Here is a 22100-nt window from a genome sequence, read left to right as displayed (position 1 = left end):
ATGGCCGACCGGGTGAGGGGAAGTGAGCCACGCTTTTCATAAGTTCTGGCTGAAGGTCACAGCCATCGTTGTCGGTTCCTTCGGACCTGTGTTCTTTTTAGGAACTATGGCAGCGACGATGGAGCCTGCGCGGTGGACATTGGATTTGCTCAGTTGGCCGCTGGATGGGGCGACTACCTATGCCTCACCTGATACCCGCTTTCTATCAGCCCTGACTGGGGGCTTTCTGGCAGGTTGGGGCGTGATGATCTGGTGTTTATCGATCTGGGTCTATGATCACGCGCCTGAAGCTGTGCGTCGGACTGCTTTAGCAGGCATTATTACGTGGTTCTGCCTCGACAGTGCGGGGTCTATTACTTCTGGCAATCCTTCCAACGCGGTGATCAACATTCTTGTACTTTTAATTGCCGTGGGCCCCTTATGGTGGCCTGTCCCCGAGCAGGCCACCGACGGAGATTAGAGCTTCTCGGAGACCGTTGCGCTCGCCAAAAGGCCTTCGATCTCCTCAGCACTAAAGCCGGCTTCGGCCAGAACCGCGCGCGCATCCTTACCGGGTGTGGGCACAGATCGTTTGTTTGCTTCAGGAATACCAGGGAAACGGATGGGGCCAGAGGGCGAGGCTCTCGATCCGCCTTGCCCATCGTCAATCTGGGTCATGCCACCAGCGGCCAAAAATTGCGGGTCAGCAACGGTTTCTGCGGGGCTTTGCACGGGAGCCCAAACGAGGTCATGGGCGTCCAAGCGGCTCGCAATATTGGCAAAGTCGCGGGCCGCAAAGACTTCATCCATTAAGGCTACCAGCGTTGGCCCATTTTCCCGCCGTGCTTTTGAAGTCGCAAAGCGGGGATCATGCTGCAGGCCTTCAAGGCTCAAGGCTTGGCAGAAGCCCGGCCAATCGGCGGTTCCTTGCCGGGGCAGGAGGGTCAGCCAGCGACCATCGCGGCACTGAAAGAAGTTGGCCAAAGGATTGACCGCCTCAAACCGCGGACGGGTTGAGGCCAACCTACCAAAGCGCATCTGGATCGACATGTCCGACCCCAATGTATAGGTGCCAGCGCGCAGCAGTGACGCATCGACATGCTGCCCTTTGCCCGTGCTATGGCGGCCATGCACCGCGGCCAAGATACCCGCAACAGTTGAAAGCGAGCAGATATGATCGCCGACGCCGGTGCGAATTGGAAAGGGCTCAACCCCTTTTGGTGCCGTCAGTCGGGCCCAGCCAGAGCGCGACCAGAATGCAGCCACATCAAAGCCAGCGCGGTCCACATCTGGGCCTTCAAGGCCATAACCGGTAACATTGGCATAGATCAGGCGAGGATTCACGGCAGACAGCGCGGCATAATCAAGGCCAGCGCGGGTAAGGCCGCCCGGGCGCACATTGGTGATAAAGACATCGGCCTCTTGGACTAATTTGCGAACCAGATCGCGGCCCTCGTCCTGCGCCGTATCAATGATGATTGAACGCTTACCTCGATTATCGAGGTCAAAAACAGGGTTCTCTGCGATGTCAGAGCCAATTGTATCGAAGAAGCGGCGGATCGGGTCACCGCCAGGAGGCTCGATCTTGATGACGTCTGCCCCCCAATCGGCCATCAAGCCGCCTGCACCCGGTGCTGCGATATACGTGGCATATTCGATGACCTTTAGACCCTTAAGCAGCATAATGTGTTCCCCCGAAGATTTTGATTTTTATACGTGACCTGCATTACAACAGCCGAAGTGTTTACCTGTGTAAAGACGCCATTAACCCTAACAGAGCACCTTAGCTGTGTTGCGAATCACGGCAAATGTGGTTCTGGGAGCGATGTGTCATGGGCGTTTCAACGCTACGCGTAAATCTGAGTGAAGCAGACATTCGGGCTTTAATCAAAGGCGATACCGATGAAGATCGTGCTTTGGCGTGTTATCGCCTCTGTCGACGCATCGATACGGTGACACTGACGGATGAAGAACGCGCTTATGCGGAGCAAATTCTGCAGATCGTTGTTACTGGCGCCGCAGAGCGTGTGCGCCGGGCATTGGCCGTGACCTTGAAGGCATCACCCAACTTACCTCCTGAAATTGCATCAAAACTTGCGCGCGATATTGAATCGATTGCGGTGCCGCTCTTGGAAAGTTCACCGGTGCTCAGTGATGAGGATTTGGTTGAGATCCTCGAATCTGCCGAGCCCGCACGCCAATATGCGATCGCCCGTCGAGAGAGCCTATCGGAGACTGTAACGACGGCTCTGTGTACCTTTGGCGTTGATGGGGCCATTATTGAAGCGCTTCATAATGAAGGGGCTGAGTTCAATGAGGTGGGCATGACCCGCGCCTTGGATCGGTTCCCGACTGTGCACGCATTGAAGGTAGCCATGGTTGAGCGGCCAATTCTGCCTGTGTTGGTCTCTGAAAAATTGGCGGCTCGCCTGACTGGTGAGTTGTTTGATCGGTTGGTCGAAAAACATGCTATGCCGCCACAGATGGCAATTGATCTGGCGACGAACACACGTGAGCGCGCCGGAATTGATTTGATCGCGCAGGCTGGCCTGCAAGCGGACATGAAGCGCTACATCCAACAATTGCATCTCAATGGCCGCTTGACACCCAGCTTTGTGCTGCGTGCGCTGTGTCAAGGCGAAGTGCGCTTGGTCGAATATGCCTTTGCTGAACTGGCAGGGATTCCCCACAACAAAGCTTGGCTATTGGTTCACGACGGCGGCACTATGGGGCTGCGCGCCATTTTTGAGCGGGCTAGTATGCCGCCTAGCCTCTATCCCGCTTTCCGGGCTGCCATCGAGGTCCTCCATGAGACGGAGTTTGATGGCACGGCTGATGATCGTACCCGCTTCCGTAAGCGCATGATTGAGCGTGTGTTGACGCGCTTCCAGTCGATTCCTGACGAGGATTTGAACTATCTACTCGAAAAGCTCGACTATGTTCGCGAAGAGGCCGAAGAAAAGCGCCTTGCTGCTGGCTAGACCTTCAAGCAGCTTCCGAGCCTACTTGATCCGCTTCCGTCAATTCCTCGAAGCTGAAAAGCTGGAGCGGCCTATAAGGCAGTTTTGACGTTTGCTCGTCTAACTCTGGCTCTTGAGCAGACTCCAAAGCTATTTCTAAAGTGGGTGTTCCAGCTTCAGCCCCTGGTAGAGGTTCATCATCGGCTTCCAGTCCAGACGGCTGCTCGAGCAGCATTTGTGACGCTGACTGAAAGCTCAGGGGCAGAGACACAAAGTGGCCTTGAAGGCGTGTGAAACCAATCTGATAACATTGGCGAATGGCCTTGGAAGACTCTGCCCCAACCGCAACAACCGGCATCCCAGCACCTTGGGCGGCTTGAATTCGGCGCATGAATGCACTGGCACCGACCGAATGAAGCCGGCTTGCCACCGTTAGCATCGTGGAGCCACCACACTTAAGCTGGCAGAAGAGGGCACGCGCCCGTTTATCAAGGGCAAGGCTTGGTGGCCCCTTCGCATCAAGGGCGATCTTAAAGCCGAATCCTGCCAATATCTCCAAGCAGGCAAGGCCTTGATTGCCGGTGCAGGTCAATTCCTCTTCGTCTATCTCGAGGACAATCCACTCCGCTTTGGCACCTTCACTCGCCACACAATCGGCCAGATCACGCGCAAAACCCGGGTCCAGAACGTCCGTCATGGAAATATTGATGGCGACATCGATACCATAACCATGGTTGCGCCACGTATAAATCGCGCGAGCAGCCTGGGCGGCCAATGTGCGGCTCATAACGCCAATCAGGCCTTCCTTTGCGGCAAGGCTAAAAAACAGACCCGGAGACAAAATACCAAGCTTTGGATGGTGCCAACGGGCCACACCTTCGAACGCGACAATTTTCTTGGTGGACAACTCGACTTGCGGCTGAAAAGCCAATTGAATCTCGCCAGCAGCAAGGCTTTGAAGCAATTCAACGCGCGCTAAGGAAACCACCTGCGTTACCATCGGCTCTATCTCGACCCCCATGCCCGCATATCGAACTGGGGTCTATTAGCATGGAGGGCTTAAGCGGCGGTCAGGTCACCCGGGACAATTTTATTCGTAATTCCAACAAAAACCCGACCATAGGGCCGGGTTCAAATGCATTGAAAAAGTTAGGGCCGACTATTGGCTGGCGGCGTAGCGATTCACTTGTGTCTGTAACTCGATCAACAAGGCTTTGCCGATTGGATGGTCGCTATCTTTGATGTTTTGCTTAACCGCAGCAATGATCGCGCCAACGTGGGCATCCAGAATTTGGCGAGGGGCTTGTGCGCGACCTTCTGGACTATCGATCAACTTACACAAAGAGGCTGCAAATTGCGAAACAATTGGGAACCCGTACGTGGCACCCAAGCCCTTAAGGTCATGGGCGCGGCGATAAAACTCTTCAAGTTCATGTTCGCCCGAACCTGGCTTATTGACGATGGCATAGGCTGCTTCGAGCTTTACCAGCTCATCATTGAGCCAGCCGCCAAATTGGTCCGACATGGATGCAAGAGCGGCTTCGGCCCGCGCAATCGCTGCAGCGTCAAACCCGCCAAGACGATTACCTAGTTTCGCTTTCAAACGATTGGGTGGCGAGATAAATTCAACTTGGTCGTCTTGGCTTGCCATCTTAAACTCCACTATCTGACAGAGTCTATCGAATTGCATTTAATAGATTATGAAAGGCCAAGGTTTGGGCTGTTGATTTTAAGCTAGTACCGTTGGGTAGTTGGCGTTGGTTGAGCAAATAGGTTGAATCACTGCGCAAATTGTTCGGCGAGCATGCGTTCATCAAGCGACCGGTCCGGGTCAAACAACATCACCATGCTACGAGAGCGATCTTCACGGATACTGACGCTGGCGACATTGCGGACTTCTTGACTGTCGGCAGATGCCGCAACTGGACGTAAGTCAGCGTCGAGAACTTCAAACCGCACGTACGATTCTCGCCGCAGCAATGCACCGCGCCACCGGCGTGGACGAAAAACACTAATAGGTGTCAATGCCAACAAGCCACATCCTAAAGGTAGGATCGGGCCGTGAGCGGAGAGATTATAAGCGGTACTGCCAGCTGGTGTTGCCACCAAGACCCCGTCACAAATGATCTCATTAAGGCGTTCTGCTTCATCAACCACGATCCTCAGCCTTGCGGTCTGATGGGTTTGGCGGAGCAGCGACACTTCATTGATCGCAACATGGTCGTGAACCTGGCCATCGACTTGAACTGTGGCCATACGTAAAGGATGGATGACCGATGCTTTGGCCGCCGCGATCCGATCAGGTAAATCGCCCTCACGGTAATCATTCATCAAAAAACCGATTGTGCCTTGGTTTAGACCAAACACAGGGATCCCGTCCTCCATGTGACGTCTAAGGGTTTCCAGCATCAAGCCATCGCCTCCTAGAGCCACAATGACATCCGCGTCGCTTTCTTTGACCGAGCCGTAAAGATGACGCATGCGCATCATGGCTTCGCGTGCTTCGGGTCGAGCGCTGGCAACAAAGGCAATGCGTTCAAGGCGTCTGCGTGATGGCGTCATGGACTCTACCCAACCAAAGTCTAACCACTCCTCTAGAATGAGAAGAAAGCAGCTTCTACTCTTTATTAGTCGGTCATGCCTTTTGCAAAGGCAGTGCGCGCTGCACCAGGGGAACAGCGCATCCAGATGAGGGCAACTGTGCGATCGTCACCGATGGTCCAAGGAATCGAACGTACTTCCAAAGTCTCGTAAATGGTTCGAACAATCGAGGAATCAAAGTTAGCAGCTCGCGCAGCCAGCGCAATGCTTTCTGTCTCGGCATTTACCAGCTTCCGGCTTACGCCTGCAACCGGCAGCTCCAAAATACGGGCGATGCCGCGCACAAAATGCTCGCGCTCTCCGCGCATCAAAGCTGCAACCAAGAAACCAGGGGTTGGCTTTACATCAAGATTACGAGCGGTTTTGCGCACGTTCTCAACCACATTCTCGGGCATAGGATGGTGGAAGGCACTTTTCGTGGCTTTCGCAGCTACTGCCGCCGTAGAATCGCCAACCACATTTATCAAACGGCTGGCAATTCGTGAGGATACACGGGCTGTGATCGCGTCGCGGGCCTCCGCGCCGGCAATTGCAAAGGCCGCAGCAACCAAGCTAGGCGGCAAGTCATGGCGGGTGATGAGGGAATTGAGTGTGTCTGGTGTCTCCGACAGCACGTTCATGGCGCGCTCAAAATCGTTGACGGCGATCCGAGCTGTAACATTTGCTGCCAAGTTGCTGAGGATCTTCTTGTCTTCGGTCTCAATCAGGCTTTGAGAAACCGATTCTCCAATACAAGACCGTTCCGCAATCGTCATGCGATGCTCAAACCCGCACGCCTTAACAACCTCAACAAGGATATCGTCATTGAGGATCGGGCAAAAAGCCAGAATCGGCTGTGCGATTTCAAAGGAATCCATTGCCAGTTCTCGAACCAACTCAATCGGGGCCCAATCGGCCATGGCCAAAGTTGCCGATAGCTTGAGCCTTACCTCTTGCCGCGCAAAATTGTAGAGTTTGACGAGGATATCGGAGAATAAAGTCCGCTCCATCAAGCTGGCTTCATCGCCGGTATCGAGGAACTGTGCGGCAGTGGCCGCAACCAACGCCTCGCGTGCTTCGCGTGAACTGTTTTCCGCGAGAGAAATGAGGGGATGGTTGGTGCTATTATTTCCCATTACGGTATGATGGGTAGGGTTGGTGTGGTTACCAGAATGTAAATGGCATTTGTAGAAACGCAAAGTTTCTGCAGGTAACTTGACCGAAAATCAAAGTGGGGCAAAAGTGCCGCCCCGATAATGGAGGTAACGTCTGATGAACGCACATAGCCAGAATACAAGCGCGCGAGGTGGTTCTGCTTTGCCAGCAGGTGCAGCTCCTGCACTAACCGGTATGATGGCCAGTGTTGCCCCGATCTATGGCGAAAGAGTGGATGATGCTGAGTGGCGCGCGCGTGTCGACTGTGCCGCTCTTTATCGTCTGATCGCGCTTTATGGTTGGGATGATATGATTTTCACCCATATCTCTCTGCGTCTGCCGGGGCCAGATCACCACTTTTTGATCAACCCATACGGCTTTATGTTTGACGAGATCACCGCTTCTTCCTTGGTGAAGGTCGACCTGAATGGGAACGTCATTGAGCCTACGCCCTATTTCATCAATCCAGCAGGCTTTACCATTCACTCTGCTATCCATGCCGCCCGTGAGGACGCTATGTGCGTCATCCATTGTCATAGCGATGCGGGTGTAGCTGTCAGCGCGCAGAAAGGGGGGTTGTTGCCCATTTCACAGACAGCCATGGCTTGCACCGCTGATCTTGCCTATCATGACTATGAAGGCGTTGCCCTCGACTTAGATGAGCGCGAGCGCTTGGTGCATGACATTGGCTCCAAGAATTTTATGTTGTTGCGTAATCACGGCACGTTGACCGTAGGTGAGTCTGCTGCTTCGGCCTTTATGCGGATGTTTTACTTAGAACGCGCTTGCAAGATGCAGGTCCTCGCCCAATCTGGCGGCGAACTTTTGACCTGTGATGAGGCGATGGAAGAGCGGGTGGGCCAGCAAGTCAAACCTGCATTCACTCAGGCACTTGGCGGAATGTTGGCGTGGCCGGGCCTGTTACGCAAGGTGGCACGCCAATCTCCCGGGTTCAACACTTAGATCGATTTAGGCTTTTGGTTTGGCTGAGTTTTGGGTGGGTCGGCGTTGCACCGTCGGCCGCCTCCTCTGGTGCATGGCTGCTGGCCCCGCAACATGGCGTGCTGATTGCCAACTTAGTTGAAGTCAAAACCGACCAAGCACAGGCTGGAACTTCGTTTGAGTTCTATGGAGAATATGGGCTGAAGCGAGGTTGGGCTGTTGTTGTCGCTCCATCGCTAAGCTCAGCCGTTTAATCGCCAAATGACTCATGGGTGTTGGATGAAATGCAGGTGGGGGCACGACGCAAAATCTATGTTGGGAAAACGATTGCAATCTCCACACAAGTCAGCGGATTCTCTATTCCCAAAACACAAAATCAAAGCGAACGGGCATTTGGCGTCGAGACGCGTGTCGCTGTCGGTAAAAGTTTTCGAGAAAAAGGCTGGGTCAACATTGAAGCGGCTTCGCGAACCTGCAGCGAACCTGGCATTGGAAGCCGATTTGATGCCACCCTTGGCTTGAATATGTCTAAAAAACAACGATTTATCCTGAAGGCTTTTGGGGAGGGGAATGGTTGCACGAAGGCGATTGTCCGGGCGCAAATCAGTTATATTCGACCCATTTCTGACACACTAGCCTTGGAACTCGGCTGGAGAAAGTCTTTTGACCAAAGCGCGGTTTCTGCAGACCGCGGCTTGGTGGTCGGCCTCTGGCAGAAGTTTTGACTGGGAAGACAATCCCATTGCTATAAGCCTTCAAGAGGCAAATTGTGGGTGTGCACAATCTGATGCCGAAGCGTCCATGTTGCGGCAGAAGCAATAAAAGTGCAGGTGAATATAATGACAAGGCGCTTACCGTCACACTAAGGTTCTAACGCTCAAGCTATAAATTCCAAGAAAAGCCTGTCTCGGAGACACTCGTTTTGCCTGAATTTCTAAGACGACATTTTCTCTTTGCATGGGCGGGGGCGGCTTTTGTCGCCATGTTTGCGTTCGTCCTCCTCAAAGAAGTAGGCCTGTTCGGTAAATCAAGCATAGGTGGCGCGTCTTCTGGTGCCTCTGCAAGCCAAGGCAAGGGCGGAGCCGGTAAAGGCGGGGCGCGGCCTGCCAATGTCACTTTGGCTAAAGCCGAAGTGCGCACGTTTTCAGATCGTGTTGAGATTCCTGGAACGGCTTTAGCCAATGAATCCATCACCGTAACATCCAAAGTTCAAGATGTTGTCGACGAAGTTCGATTTGAGAGCGGTCAAAATGTGGCGCGTGGGGCTATTTTGATTGTTCTGGCCCGGACCGAGCAATCAGCCGACCTTGGGGGCGCTCGCAATGATGTTGCCGCTGCCTTCGATGACGCGGACGGTGTCTATCAAGAAGCGGCCGCCGCGCGAGCTGAAGCAGATGCAGCCTATAATGAAATCAATGCTGTCAGTCGTGACCTTGAAGCAGCGCGCGCGGGCATTGCAGAAGCCGAGGCCGTTCGCAGCGAAGCTAAGTTGAACTTTGACCGCGTGACCGCTCTGGCCGATCGGGGCTTTGCGTCAAAAGCCCGGCTAGATTCAGCACTTGCGCAAATGCAGGCAGCCGAGTCGCGTTTTCAAGTGGCCAAAGAGCGTGCCGAAGGTGCCTCGCAACGGATCGAAACGCAAAAAGCACGGGCAAATGCGCTTACCAGGCGTGCTCAAAGCGTCGACCAGCGCGCCCAATCCTCCCGCGCACGCGCTCAAAGCGTCGCGAGCCGGTCTAATTCGGTGCAGTCACGCTTGTCTGACCGGATCATTCGCGCACCATTCGCTGGCCGGATCGGACTGCGTACCGTTAGTCCCGGCCAATTGGCCCGCCCCGGCGATGTATTAGCGACCTTGGACGATATCTCCCAGATTAAAGTTGACTTTGACGTTCCAGAAACTCGGATCAACTCGCTGCAGGTGGGCACAGAAGTCGCGATCCGCTCAACGGCGATACCTGACCAGCTCTATAAGGCGACGGTTCGCTTTGTTGACACACGCATCGACCCTAGGTCGCGATCTATTCGGGCACGCGCTTATATTCCCAATAATGACGGTCGATTGCGCCCAGGAATGTTGATGAGTGTTGATTTGATGACATCAGACCGGCGCATGCCGGCCGTGCCCGAGGTTGCGCTCTTAGAAGAAGGCAATGCGAGCTTTGTTTTCATCGCTCAAAGCGATGGGAAGGATGGGCAGAAGGCAAAGCGCATACCTGTTAGCATTGGGATGCGCCGTGATGGCTTTGCCGAAATTATCAGCGGCATACCTGCTAATGCAATGGTGATCACTGAAGGCCTGGTTGGCCTGCGGGATGGCCAAGGCATTAAGCCAGTTGGTGGCGGCGCACCGGTTGCGAAGTCTGCCGATACCAAAGCAGCTCCCACGGCCGCTAAGTCAGATGGGCGTGGCGGCTGATGTTTCTAGCTGACGTCTCAGTCAAGCGCCCAGTCCTGGCCACAGTGGCCAGCCTGCTGTTGATCGCGTTCGGCTTGATTGCCTTTCGTACCTTGCCCTTGCGTGAGTTGCCTGCGGTTGATCCCCCAATTGTTTCTATTACCACCCAGTATCGCGGCGCTTCATCGGATATTGTTGAGACCCGGATCACCCAAATTATCGAAGACCAGTTGACCGGTATAGAGGGGCTCGCCTCAATTCAGGCTTCAAGCCGCGATGGTCGTTCGTCCATTCGGGTTGAATTTAAGCTATCGCGGAATTTGGACGAAGCTGCCAATGACGTCCGCGCCGCGGTCAGCCGGATCCAAAACCGCCTGCCGCAGGGCGTAGATCCGCCACAAGTGGAAAAATCTGATGCTGACTCAGAGCCTATTATGTTCCTCAATTTGGCGTCAAGCAATTTGACGACAGGACAATTGACGAGTTTTGCTGAGCGGACATTGGTTGACCGCTTAAGCGCGATCGATGGAGTCGCCACAGTTCGTGTGTTTGGCGGCCTGCGCCAATCCATGCGGGTTTGGCTCGATACCGAAGCGCTCGCTGCGCGGGGTCTAACACCTGATGATGTTGACGCCGCCTTGCGCGTTCAAAACGTTGAATTGCCGGCGGGGACTATTGAAGGCCAACAGCGCGACTATACGATGCGGATTGCTCGCGGGTATCGCACCGCTGAAGAGTTCCGGCGTATGCCAATTGGGCGCAGTGGTGATGGGCGGGTTACCCGCTTGGAAGATGTCGCGCGTGTTGCCGTCGAACCTGAAGATGACCGCCGGATCTTCCGGGGCAATGGCGTAAATCAGGTCGGGCTTGGCATTGTCCGCCAATCCAATGCCAATGCGCTCGAGGTCGCCAAGGCCATACGAGCGCAAAACGATGTCATTGCCAAGACCCTGCCGAAGGGCACAACAATCGTTGTTGCATTTGACTCGACAGTCTTTATCGAGCGCGCGATTTCTGGCGTTTGGACTACGATGGCCGAAGCGGTTGTTTTGGTGATCCTCGTGATCTTCTTGTTTTTGGGTTCGTTCCGCGCCGCTCTATTGCCGGCCGCAACCATTCCTGTTTGCTTGATCGCGACGTTTGGTGTTTTGGGCGTCTTTGGATTCTCAATCAATCTGATCACGCTCTTGGCACTGGTTCTCGCCATTGGTTTGGTTGTCGATGATTCGATTGTGGTTTTAGAAAATATCCAGCGCCGGATTGACCAAGGTGAGCCTGCTCTAATTGCTGCACAGCGTGGTACCAACCAAGTTGCCTTTGCCGTCATTGCGACAACAGCGGTTTTGGTGTCCGTCTTCACGCCGCTTCTGTTTACGGGTGGTTTCGTTGGTCGCTTGTTTGTTGAGCTGGCCGTGACAATTGCCTCCGCAGTGACGATTTCTGCCTTTGTGGCGCTGACGTTGACGCCCATGATGGGTTCGCTTTTGTTGAAACCCGCTGACAAGTCCAACAAGCTTTCTGCCTTCATCGACAAATCGTTTGACGCGGTACGTGGGTCCTATGCGACCTCCGTCAAAGCCAGCTTGAAAGCCCCGAAGACAGCCTTTGCAGTTATGGGCGTCGCAATCTTAGCGGCATGGTTTTTTGCAACTAAGCTACCCAATGAGCTTATCCCCCTTGAAGACCGCGGCAATATCACTGTGCAATTCAGTGGGCCTGAGGGTGCAGGCTTTGCCTATACCCGTCAGATAGTCGCCAAAATCGAACCCGTTCTTGCTGAATATGTCAAAAGCGGTGAGGCGTCTCGGACTCTTGTCATTGCGCCAAACTTTCAAGATCAGGGCACCAACCGGATGAATCGCGGCCTCAGTCGCGTTTTCTTGGCCGAATGGGGCACGCGCCGAGATGGCAATGAGATTGTCGATGAGCTTAATCGCAAGCTAGCTGGCATCCCTGGCGCGCAATTCCGCGCGTCCATGCAGAATGCCTTTTCGAGCGGTCGGGGCGGTGGAAATGATGGCGTAGCCATTGTTTTAGGCGGCAGCGACTATTTGGAATTAGCAGCCGTTGCTGAAAAGATTGTCGCCAAAGGCCGCGCGAATGAGGGCTTTGCGCGCATTCGGATGAATTATGAGCCGATCTCGCCCAAGATTGAGATTGCCATTAATCGCGAGCGGGCAGCCGCGCTCGGCGTCTCAGTCCAGTCGATAGGCCGCACGTTGGAGGCCACCACAGGCTTACGTCGGGTTGGGACTTATCCTGCCGATGGCGAAGAATATGATGTCATTCTTCAGGTCGATCGGCGCGAGCGGCAAAGTGTTGAAGCACTTGGCCGGATCTATGTGCGGTCTGATCGCACCGGGGAGCTTGTCCCCCTATCCAACCTTGTGACCACCAAGAATTTAGGTGGAACAGATGATTTGCCCCGCGTCAACAAATTGCGCGCTGTCACGATTATCGCCAATCTCAATAAAGGCTACTCCATCGGGGAGGCAGTTAAGTGGCTAGAAGAAGCCGCTGCTGCAGATATGAAGCCAGATATGAAGATCGATTACACCGGCCAATCGCAACAATTCAAAGAAGCCGGTTCCGCCATCGGCTTTGCGTTTGCTTTGGCGATTTTGATCGTGTTTCTGACGTTGGCTGCGCAGTTTGAAAGCTTCGTCCATCCCATAACCATTATGATCACCGTGCCGCTGGCCATAGCCGGGGGATTGTTCGGGCTTTATGCGGCGGGCTTTACGCTCAACATTTATTCCCAGATTGGTTTGATTATCCTCGTCGCTTTGGCAGCAAAGAACGGTATCTTGATCGTTGAATTCGCTAATCAATTGCGCGATGAAGGTCGTTCAGTTCGTGACGCGATTGCTGAAGCTGCTGACTTGAGATTGCGCCCGATTTTCATGACCTCTGTTGCTACTGTCGCCGGGGCCTTGCCTTTGGCTTTATCGACCGGGGCTGGAAGTGAAGCGCGCGCCAATATCGGGGTTGTGGTGGTGTTTGGTGTGCTGTGTGCGACAGCTTTGACGCTTTATGTCGTGCCCGTCGTTTACATGATGCTCGCCCGCTTTACCGGCAGTCCTGAAGCGCGGGCCAAGGCGATTGAGGACTTTGAGCGTAGCGAGACTCAGGCGCAAGCCGCCGCTGCCGAATAACTTGCCAAAAACCAGCACTGGCGGGATTTGGCAGGTGACGCTAAAGTGTGGGCATGAACGCCATTGCTCCTGTATCCAAGCCTTCACTGTCGCCAAGCGAGCTTTCAGCACTCGCCACCGTGGAAGAACGCCTTCTTTGGTTGGCTTCTTGGACCATTCATAACGCCAATCATCTGCGCCCGAATCGCGATGGCCTGAAGGTAGGCGGCCATCAGGCATCGTGTGCCTCTATGACTAGTCTGATGACGGCGCTCTATTTCAAAGCCTTGCGTCCACAAGATCGGGTAGCGGTTAAACCCCACGCCAGCCCCGTCTTCCATGGCGCTCAATATTTGTTTGGCCGCCAAACACGCGATCAATTGGAGCGTTTTCGGGGGCTAGGCGGCGCGCAATCCTACCCAAGCAGGACAAAGGACAAAGACGACGTCGATTTTTCCACCGGCTCGGTTGGTTTGGGGGTTGCTGTAACCGCTTTTGCCTCCTTGGTGCAGGATTATCTCGCCGCCCGTGGCCGTGTCCCCACTGAATCCATGGGCCGGATGATCGCACTTTTGGGGGACGCTGAGCTCGATGAGGGCAATATTTATGAGGCCTTGATTGAGGCCTATAAGCACGATCTGCGCAACATTTGGTGGATTGTCGATTATAATCGCCAAAGCTTGGACGCCACGACCTCCGAACGAATGTGGGATCGGTTCGACGATATATTTGAGACCGTCGGCTGGGACGTCATGACCCTGAAATATGGAAAGCGCCAGTTAGAGGCTTTTGCTAAGCCCGGCGGGCAATCGCTTCAGGCTTGGATTGAAACCTGCCCAAACGACCTTTACGCTGCGCTGAGCTATCAAGGTGGTGCTGCTTGGCGGGAGCGTTTGCTGCAGGATTTGCCGTTAGAGGGCCAGAACTTGGTCGGCACCTATGACGATGCTGCGCTGTCGAATTTGATGACGCAACTGGGCGGCCACTGCCTTGAAACTTTGGTCGAGGCGTTTGAGCAAGCGGCTCTGGATGATCGACCGAAATTGTTCATCGCCTATACTGTCAAAGGTTGGCGTTTGCCGTTTCAAGGTCACAAGGACAACCATTCCGGCTTAATGACTCCCAATCAGATTGATGTCTTACGGCAATCCATTGGCATACCAGTGGGGCAAGAGTGGGAGGCCCTAGCGGGGTTAAGCCCTACCCATGAAGCAGAGGTGCGGGCCTTGATCGCACAAGCTCCATTTCAAGCCGATGCGAAACGACGGTTTCAACCAGCACCCGTAGCCATCCCAGGCGCGTTTGAAGTACCAAGTGGGGAGCAGCAAGCTACTCAGGCGGCTTTTGGCAAAATACTTGCCGATATCGCTAAAACCGAAAGCGACTTTGCTGCCCGCATTGTTACGACATCGCCAGATGTGACCGTCTCCACCAATCTTGGGGGCTTTGTGAACCGACGGGGCTTGTTCTCGCGCACGGCCACCAAGGATGTGTTCAAGGATCGGAAGATCGCCAGCCCGCAAATCTGGACCGGGTCCGGGGCAGGGCAGCATATCGAATTGGGCATTGCTGAGAATAACCTCTTCCTGAATCTGGCCGCTTTTGGTCTGGCGGGGGAGCATTTTGGTGAGCGCCTGTTTCCCATCGGCACCCTTTATGACCCGTTCATCGCCCGTGGCCTTGATGCGCTCAATTATGCGATTTACCAAAATGCGCGCTTCCTCTTAGTTTCAACCCCTTCTGGTCTAACGCTCGGGCCCGAAGGAGGCGCGCATCAATCCATCAACACGCCCTTGATCGGCATGGGCCAGCCAGGCTTGACTCATTGGGAGCCTGCCTTTGCTGACGAATTGGCCCTTCTGATGCGCCACAGTTTTGTCGATCTGCAGGAAGAGACAGGCGGGTGCCATTATTTCCGGCTGTCGACACGCCTGCTTAACCAGCCGGCTCGACTCGACAACAGCTGGCAAACGGGGGCTTTACAAGGTGCCTATTGGTTGATTCAGCCCAGCCCCGGGGCAGAGTTGGCGTTGGTCTATTGCGGGGCCTTGGCACCCGAGGCGTTGGCCGGATTTGAAGCGCTAAAGGAAGATTATCCGGGTATGGGCGTGCTCGCGGTAACCTCACCAGACCTTTTGCATCGTGGTTGGACGGCATCAGGGCGTGCGCGATGGACAGGTGGACCACGTCTTGCCAGTCACATTGAACAGCTTTTGAGCCCGTTGCATGCGCGTGCAGGACTAATCACCTTGCTGGATGGATCGCCCTCTGCCCTGTCGTGGGTTGGCTCAGTTCTTGGGCATCGGGTTCGTGCGCTGGGCTTAGAGCAGTTCGGCCAGACTGGCGATTTGCCGGACCTTTACCGGACCTATCGCCTCGATTGCGAGGCCATTTTGGATGCGGCGGCCGATCTCCATTTCTGAGAATTTACTCATTGGCAATTTCCTCGGAAGGATGAAGGCTAGAAGTATTAGGTGCGCCTATGGTGTTTCCTCCATGGGTCGGTCGATCTGGTCTAACAGGCCTTCTAGCTTGCCGTCATTGAGGCCGTTTAAGTCCGCAAGCCATTGCGACTGTCGCACTTGCTCAGCATAGGTTTGCAAGGCGATGTAGAGGGCGTCAGGTGAAGCCGCATGTGCTTTCTTGACTATGGCAAACCCCGCTTCGGCTTGACCTTTATAGACATAGTTATTGAGAAAACTGATGAGTGGTGCATAGCTTCTGTTATCTTCTGGGTCTAGAGCGGCTGCTTGCATCTCAGCTAAGCGGGTTTGGGCCGCTTGATTAAGCGCTTTCGCTATATCGCCTCTTGTTCCGGCAGCCTCTGCAGTCACTGTGGTTGCAAGCTCTAATCGCGCCTCTTCGAACTCAGTCCCTAGAAGATAAGGCGGCGGACTGTCTGGCGTTGTAGCCTTCATCGCCTCAACATAAAGCCCAAAGTTCTTTCCACGCCAGACTACCAAGATCGGGGCCAATGGGGCACCTGATGTCTCGCTGCGGCCATCAAGCGTAGCATCATCATAAGCCAAGAATGCTGCGGGATACGGGTCTGCGCGCTTTAGCGGCACGAAACGCGACGCGGCACTTCCCCCCAACGACAGCCTTCCAATGAGCGCGCCGGTTGGTCCATCGAAGAGAAGTCGGGTGAGACAGCAATGCATGCCGCCAGACCAGCCGTCTACCACAAGGTCTGGATGGCGTGTCCCTGCGGCCTGACGATCGGAGGAGGAGAGGTCAAATTGCTGGATTGGGGTAGCTGGATCGGCGGGAAGAGCATCCAGTTTGCGTCCGCTGCGCCAGACAACAAGACTTTCTTCATTGCTCGTGAGTGGCACCGCGTAGATATGAACATCACCGATCTGCCCAACCAGCCGCCCTTCATAATTGGGCTTGGGCATAAGGAGGGCTACAACCACCCCCACGCATCCCAAAATAACGCCGATGACGGCCAATTTCATCAATAGCGGTGAGAGAATGCCAGATGGGCGGGCGCTATCTTGCCCTTGAAGCTGGTTGATGGGGGGAGGATCATCCATTCCGGTCATTGCCCACATCTTCTATCACCAAAAGGCGGCAAATGCATGCACGAAGTTTGGACCTGTGCGCAGGCGAATGCTAGTGTAAGAGCGCAAGGTTGCGCCCGAATCGCAACCATCCTGAACAACAAAAGACGGCTTACCCTTTGACCGATACCCCAGAAACAGACGGCGCAGATCCGATTGAACCCAACCGCCCAGAGACAGTGATTGTCGACGTAAAGGGCATCACGCCAATCTCGATCGAGAACGAGCTTAAGTCCTCCTATCTGGACTATGCGATGAGCGTGATTGTGGCGCGGGCTCTCCCAGATGCGCGCGATGGTTTGAAGCCTGTGCATCGCCGGATTCTCTATGCCATGGGTGAAGGTGGTTATACGCCGGACAAGAAACACGTGAAGTCTTCGCGCATCGTCGGTGACGTGATGGGTAAGTATCACCCTCATGGCGACAGTGCGATTTATGACGCGATGGTTCGTATGGCGCAGGACTTTTCCATGAGCTTGCCGTTGATCGACGGGCAGGGGAACTTTGGCTCAGTCGACGGTGACCCACCTGCCGCGATGCGATACACGGAAAGCAAGCTTGCCAAAGTCGCCATGGCTTTGTTGGACGATATTGATGAGTCCACGGTCAATTTCCAAGACAATTACGACGGCTCTGAGAGCGAACCTGTTGTACTGCCAGCTAAATATCCAAACCTGCTGGTCAACGGTGCAGGCGGCATTGCCGTCGGTATGGCGACCAATATTCCGCCCCATAATCTGGGTGAAATTTGCGACGCCACTTTGGCGATCTTGGATGACCCCACATTGTCGGATCAAGATTTACTCGACATCGTACCCGGTCCTGACTTCCCAACAGGTGGAGAGATTGTCGGCCGCACGGGTGCTCGCAATGGTCTGCTAACAGGGCGCGGTTCTGTCATTATGCGTGGCAAGACATCCGTTGAAACCCTGCGCGGCGAACGCGAAGCTATCATCATCTCGGAAATTCCCTATCAAGTGAACAAGTCCTCAATGATCGAGCGGATCGCCGAGCTGGTTCGTGAGAAGCGGGTTGAAGGCATTTCAGGCCTTCGCGATGAGAGTGACCGTCGCGGTATGCGGGTCGTGATTGAACTCAAGCGCGACGCCTCTGCAGAGGTCGTTTTGAACCAACTCTACCGCTATTCTCAGCTGCAAACCTCGTTTGGTGTCAATATGTTGGCGCTGGTTGGTGGTCGGCCCATTCAATTGTCGATGCGGGGCCTCATTGAGACCTTCTTGACCTTCCGGGAAGAAGTGATCGCCCGCCGTACACGGCATCGCCTGAACAAAGCTCGTGAACGCGGTCATGATTTGGTTGGCTTGGCGATTGCCGTTGCCAATATCGACGAAGTTGTGCGCTTGATCCGGGAATCGCCCGATCCAGCCTCTGCCCGACTGGCGTTGACCACTCGCGATTGGCCTGCCCATGATTTGGCACCCATTATCCAATTGATCGCTGACCCCCGTTCCGTCCTGACAGAGGCTGGCACCATCCGGATGAGTGAAGACCAGGCCCGCGCTATTTTGGACTTGCGATTGCAACGGTTGACCGGTTTGGGCCGCGATGAATTGTCAAATGAAGTCCGCTCCTTGGCTGCTAAGATCGCCGATTTGCTGGATATTCTGCGGTCACGGTCGCGTGTGATTGAAATTATCCGCAGTGAATTGACCCATGTGCGTGACACCTATGCCGTGCCACGCCGCACTGTCTTTATCGAAGCTGATCTTGACCTGGAAGATGAAGACTTCATTGAGCGCGAAGATATGGTGGTGACGGTTTCACACGCTGGCTATGTGAAACGGACGCTTCTTTCGACTTATCGGACCCAAAATCGTGGTGGACGTGGGCGTTCGGGCATGGAAACCAAAGACGAGGATTTCGTGGTCCGCCTGTTCGCGGCTTCTACTCATGCGCCGATCTTGTTCTTCTCGTCAAAAGGAATCGTCTATCGCGAAAAAGTCTGGCGTTTGCCGCAAGGCGATCCGCGCACCAAAGGCCGCTCGATTGCCAATATTTTGCCAATCGAGAAGGACGAGAAAATCACCACTGTGATGCCTCTGCCCGAGGACGAGGACAGCTGGGGCGCTTTGGAACTGATGTTTGCCACCCGCAAAGGTAATGTCCGGCGCAATTCCTTGTCTGATTTCCAGCGCGTGGCGCGTGGTGGCAAGATTGCCATGAAGTTTGACGATGAAGACGATCAGATCGTTGATGTGGCCATTTGTTCTGATCAGGACGACGTGCTTTTGACCACCCGACTGGGTCAATGCATTCGCTTCCAAGCGACAGACGTTCGCGTCTTTAAAGGCCGCGATTCAACCGGTGTCCGCGGCATTACCTTGGCTGAAGGCGATGAAGTGATTGCCATGTCTATCCTGCGTCATGTTGATGTAACCGCAGAAGAACGGGCGACCTATATCAAGCAGAGCCGGTCGGTTCAGGGCGAAGAAGTCGAGCCGACTGCGGCTGTTGACCTAGCTGAAGACGGGTCTGAAGGTGATGTCGGGCCAGCCCAATTGTCACCCGAGCGTTACGCTGAACTCTCTGCGCGCGAGCAATATGTGCTCGCCGTAGCCGAAGAAGGTCTTGGCAAGCGGGCTTCCTCATATGAGTATCGTGTCACCAATCGGGGCGGGAAGGGCATCGTCGCCCATGATTTGTCGCGCCGCGGCGGCCAGTTGGTTGCGGCTTTCCCGGTCGAGGAGAGCGATGAAGTCATGATGGTCACAGACGGTGGTCAATTGATTCGGACCCGTGTAGATCAGATCCGGCGGGCCGGTCGTTCCACCCAAGGTGTGATGATCATCCGCGTTTCAGAGGGCGAGCGTGTGGTCTCGGTAGAGCGTCTGGCCGATATGGGCTCGGATGATGCCGAGGGTCCCGCAGAGGGTACGGACACTTCACCAGCTGCGCCAAGCAGCTAAAGGGTTCACCCCACATTTTGGGGAGGAGACGTTGATGCGTGTTGGTCTTTATCCAGGAACTTTTGACCCTATTACCTTAGGCCACTTAGATGTGGTTGGTCGGGCGATCAAATTGTTCGACAAATTGGTGATTGGTGTCGCTATCAATCGCGACAAAGGGCCCACGTTCTCGCTGGAAGAGCGTGTGGCTATGGTGGTCAAGGACACGGAGCAATTCTTGCAATATGGCGAGATTGAAGTGCGTCCCATGGAAGGACTATTGATCAGTTTTGCTGAGCAAGTCGGTGCTACCTGCATTGTACGCGGCTTGCGCGCCGTATCAGATTTTGAATATGAGTTTCAGATGGTCGGTATGAACCAAAAACTCAATCCACACATAGAAACGGTTTTTTACATGGCGGATGTTCAGCATCAGGCGATTGCCTCGCGCCTTGTCAAAGAAATCGCTCGCTTGGGCGGCGATGTTACGCCCTTTGTGAGCCAGAATGTCGTTCGTGCCCTGAAGGAGAAATTCAAGTGAGACAGCAAATTCTGGCTCTGGGTTGCTGCGGACTTGCCCTCCTTGGTGGTCCTGCCGCTTTTGCTCAGTCGAGCGGGCCTGCCTTGCGGGTTGTACCGATGGGTGAAACGCCGGCCCCCAAGAAAGCCCCTGCGAAGAAGGCAGCAACCCCTGCCGCTAAAGCAACTGCCACGAAACCACCAGCTGCGAAGCCAGCTCCAGTTGCGGCGCGTCCAGCTTCGACACCGGCTGTACCCGGGGCTGTAAAGGCGGCTGCCAAGCCTGCTGCCGCTGTTGCACAATGGACCACGCCACCACAAGCGACGCCTGTGAAACCTTCTGCACCAGCCGCAGCTGTCCCAGCACCTGCAGCCACCAACAAAGTAGCCTTTCCGGCGGAAGATTGGCGCGTGTTGAATCCCGAGAACGCGCTTATCTATGAGACCACAAAAGGGCGTGTCATTGTGGAATTGGCCCCCGAGATGGCGCCTGGCCATGTCGCCCGTGTCAAAATGTTGGCGCGCGAAGGCTTCTATAACGGACTTTCGTTCCACCGGGTCGTCAGCGACTTTATGGCCCAAGGCGGCGATCCAAAGGGAGACGGGACGGGTGGCTCTGACCAACCTGATTTGCGCGGGGAGTTTAACTTCCGCCGCGGTGCTGCGTCTAACTTTGTTCGTGCGGTAGATCGTGGCGGTGCTACGATCGGGTGGATGGATACGATTCCTGTCACGTCTCAAACAGATCTTTTGATGGAGCGGACCTCCGACAAAAAGGTTGCAGCATGGGGTAATCATTGCTTGGGCGTGGCCAGCATGGCGCGGGGTAGTGACGAGAATTCCGCCAACAGCCAATTCTTCTTGATGCGGGCTGCTTATCCGACCTTGGATCGTCGCTATACGATTTGGGGCCGCGCTGTCGTGGGGACGGATGTTATTCGGGCCTTTAAAGTAGGTGAGCCTGTTGTCGATCCAGACAAAATGATTTCCGTCCGGGTTCTAGCAGATGTTCCAGAAGCTGATCGTCCCTCGGTCATGGTTCAGCGCACCGATGGGCCCAGTTTTCAAACCAAGCTGAAAGCGACGTTGGAGCAACGCGGTGCAGCCTTTTCCAACTGTGATCTTGCTCCAGAAGGCCGGATTGTCCGTTAAATCAGAAGGCGATTGCTGACATCAATTGGCGGCTAGGGCTTTGCCGCGCGTGCATCTGCGTTTAGGACGCCTTGCGACATGGAGATGATTATGAGCCAAGACCTCGAAAACACACTGATTGTAGAACTTAGCACCGGCACAGTCACGATTGACCTGCGTCCCGACTTGGCCCCTGGCCATGTAGCGCGCATCAAGGAATTGGCACGTGAAGGCTTTTATGATGGGATCATTTTTCATCGAGTGATCGACGGCTTCATGGCCCAAGGCGGTTGCCCCAATGGCAGCGGCATGGGTGGCTCAAAGAAGCCAGACCTCAAAGCGGAATTTAATGCTGAACCCCATGTCGAAGGCGTTTGCTCTATGGCGCGCACCAATGCGCCAAATTCGGCCAATAGCCAGTTTTTCATCTGCTTGGATGACGCCACCTTCCTTGACCGCCAATACACAGTTTGGGGCAAGGTTGCCTCGGGCATGGAAGCCGTTCACGCTCTGCCAAAGGGTGAGCCACCACGCGCGCCGGGTAAGATCGTCTCGATGAAAGTCGCAGCAGACGTCGCATAATAGAGTCTGTGATTGCCCGGCGGTCCAGCGTCTGCTGGACCGTTGGACGTTACTCGCGCACAGCGGCCCAAATATGCTAAGCGCATAGCCTCAGCACAATATTTGCGCTTACCCCAGTTCGACCTACTTGTGATGCAGGGAGGCAGGCCAGCGTCTCACTAATCAAGCGAGGCCAGGCGATGGTTACTTACTTTCCTTTAGTCAACTAAATCTGCCTCAACTGGACCTGTTTGGTCCATTGACGACAGACG

At 54.7% G+C, this 22100-nt stretch carries 17 protein-coding genes; 11 read left to right on the top strand and 6 right to left on the bottom strand.

Features of this window, described 5'->3' with window-relative positions:
- The first annotated feature begins 22 nt into the window (after positions 1-22).
- Positions 23-460 carry a hypothetical protein gene (locus tag ACIQ20_RS04760; RefSeq protein WP_395777874.1) on the top strand — a complete coding sequence of 146 codons (438 nt, stop codon included), beginning with the start codon at positions 23-25 and terminating at the stop codon, positions 458-460.
- Here ACIQ20_RS04760 and ACIQ20_RS04755 read toward each other — a convergent pair.
- Entirely contained in the window at positions 457-1662 is a 1206-nt protein-coding gene (locus ACIQ20_RS04755; protein WP_395777872.1) for a CaiB/BaiF CoA transferase family protein, read from the bottom strand. The two genes, ACIQ20_RS04760 and ACIQ20_RS04755, sit on opposite strands and share 4 nt — an antisense overlap.
- A gap of 149 nt (positions 1663-1811) precedes the next feature.
- Here ACIQ20_RS04755 and ACIQ20_RS04750 point away from each other — a divergent pair, with 149 nt between their 5' ends.
- Positions 1812-2960 (top strand): DUF2336 domain-containing protein, encoded by a 1149-nt coding sequence (locus tag ACIQ20_RS04750; protein ID WP_395777870.1) that lies wholly within the window; start codon positions 1812-1814, stop codon positions 2958-2960.
- A 4-nt stretch (positions 2961-2964) separates the two neighbouring features.
- On the opposite strand, the gene ACIQ20_RS04745 is transcribed toward ACIQ20_RS04750, so the two are convergent.
- From ACIQ20_RS04745 to ACIQ20_RS04730, 4 genes are all read right to left on the bottom strand, one after another.
- Positions 2965-3939, bottom strand: coding sequence for an EAL domain-containing protein (locus tag ACIQ20_RS04745; RefSeq protein WP_395777868.1), 975 nt, complete (start codon positions 3937-3939; stop codon positions 2965-2967).
- A gap of 159 nt (positions 3940-4098) precedes the next feature.
- Positions 4099-4590, bottom strand: coding sequence for an Hpt domain-containing protein (locus ACIQ20_RS04740; RefSeq protein WP_395777866.1), 492 nt, complete (start codon positions 4588-4590; stop codon positions 4099-4101).
- Positions 4591-4718: 128 nt separating this feature from the next.
- Positions 4719-5501 carry an NAD kinase gene (locus tag ACIQ20_RS04735; protein WP_395777864.1) on the bottom strand — a complete coding sequence of 261 codons (783 nt, stop codon included), beginning with the start codon at positions 5499-5501 and terminating at the stop codon, positions 4719-4721.
- 65 nt (positions 5502-5566) lie between these two features.
- The gene (locus tag ACIQ20_RS04730; protein ID WP_395777862.1) at positions 5567-6655 is read right to left on the bottom strand and encodes a DUF2336 domain-containing protein; all 1089 of its coding nucleotides are present in this window, start codon (positions 6653-6655) and stop codon (positions 5567-5569) included.
- Positions 6656-6869: 214 nt separating this feature from the next.
- Here ACIQ20_RS04730 and ACIQ20_RS04725 point away from each other — a divergent pair, with 214 nt between their 5' ends.
- From ACIQ20_RS04725 to ACIQ20_RS04705, 5 genes are all read left to right on the top strand, one after another.
- Complete coding sequence (locus ACIQ20_RS04725; RefSeq protein WP_395777880.1) at positions 6870-7637, top strand: class II aldolase/adducin family protein; 768 nt, start codon at positions 6870-6872, stop codon at positions 7635-7637.
- 251 nt (positions 7638-7888) lie between these two features.
- Positions 7889-8341, top strand: a complete 453-nt coding sequence (locus tag ACIQ20_RS04720; RefSeq protein ID WP_395777860.1) for a hypothetical protein — start codon at positions 7889-7891, stop codon at positions 8339-8341.
- A gap of 257 nt (positions 8342-8598) precedes the next feature.
- Positions 8599-10035, top strand: a complete 1437-nt coding sequence (locus ACIQ20_RS04715) for an efflux RND transporter periplasmic adaptor subunit (RefSeq protein ID WP_395777858.1) — start codon at positions 8599-8601, stop codon at positions 10033-10035.
- On the top strand, positions 10035-13169 hold the full coding sequence (locus ACIQ20_RS04710; protein WP_395777856.1) for an efflux RND transporter permease subunit: 3135 nt from the start codon (positions 10035-10037) through the stop codon (positions 13167-13169). The genes ACIQ20_RS04715 and ACIQ20_RS04710 overlap by 1 nt, the downstream gene beginning before the upstream one ends.
- 53 nt (positions 13170-13222) lie before the next feature.
- Positions 13223-15571 carry a transketolase gene (locus ACIQ20_RS04705; protein WP_395777854.1) on the top strand — a complete coding sequence of 783 codons (2349 nt, stop codon included), beginning with the start codon at positions 13223-13225 and terminating at the stop codon, positions 15569-15571.
- Between the two features lie 57 nt (positions 15572-15628).
- On the opposite strand, the gene ACIQ20_RS04700 is transcribed toward ACIQ20_RS04705, so the two are convergent.
- On the bottom strand, positions 15629-16693 hold the full coding sequence (locus ACIQ20_RS04700) for a hypothetical protein (RefSeq protein ID WP_395777852.1): 1065 nt from the start codon (positions 16691-16693) through the stop codon (positions 15629-15631).
- A gap of 197 nt (positions 16694-16890) precedes the next feature.
- On the opposite strand from ACIQ20_RS04700, the gene gyrA reads away from it, so the two are divergent.
- From gyrA to ACIQ20_RS04680, 4 genes are all read left to right on the top strand, one after another.
- Positions 16891-19638 carry a DNA gyrase subunit A gene (gyrA, locus tag ACIQ20_RS04695; RefSeq protein WP_395777878.1) on the top strand — a complete coding sequence of 916 codons (2748 nt, stop codon included), beginning with the start codon at positions 16891-16893 and terminating at the stop codon, positions 19636-19638.
- Between the two features lie 34 nt (positions 19639-19672).
- Positions 19673-20158: a pantetheine-phosphate adenylyltransferase gene (gene coaD / locus ACIQ20_RS04690; protein WP_395777850.1), complete on the top strand. Its 486-nt coding sequence runs from the start codon at positions 19673-19675 to the stop codon at positions 20156-20158.
- Positions 20155-21288 carry a peptidylprolyl isomerase gene (locus ACIQ20_RS04685; RefSeq protein ID WP_395777848.1) on the top strand — a complete coding sequence of 378 codons (1134 nt, stop codon included), beginning with the start codon at positions 20155-20157 and terminating at the stop codon, positions 21286-21288. Before coaD ends, ACIQ20_RS04685 begins: the two co-directional genes overlap by 4 nt.
- A 90-nt stretch (positions 21289-21378) precedes the next feature.
- A complete protein-coding gene (locus tag ACIQ20_RS04680) occupies positions 21379-21849 on the top strand; it encodes a peptidylprolyl isomerase (protein ID WP_395777846.1) in 471 nt (156 codons plus the stop codon).
- Positions 21850-22100: the final 251 nt, after the last annotated feature.

This window comes from Aquidulcibacter sp. (assembly GCF_044346625.1).
GTDB lineage: Bacteria > Pseudomonadota > Alphaproteobacteria > Caulobacterales > Aquidulcibacteraceae > Aquidulcibacter.
Note: the sequence above shows the minus strand (reverse complement) of the source record. Positions and strands in the feature narration are given on the sequence as shown.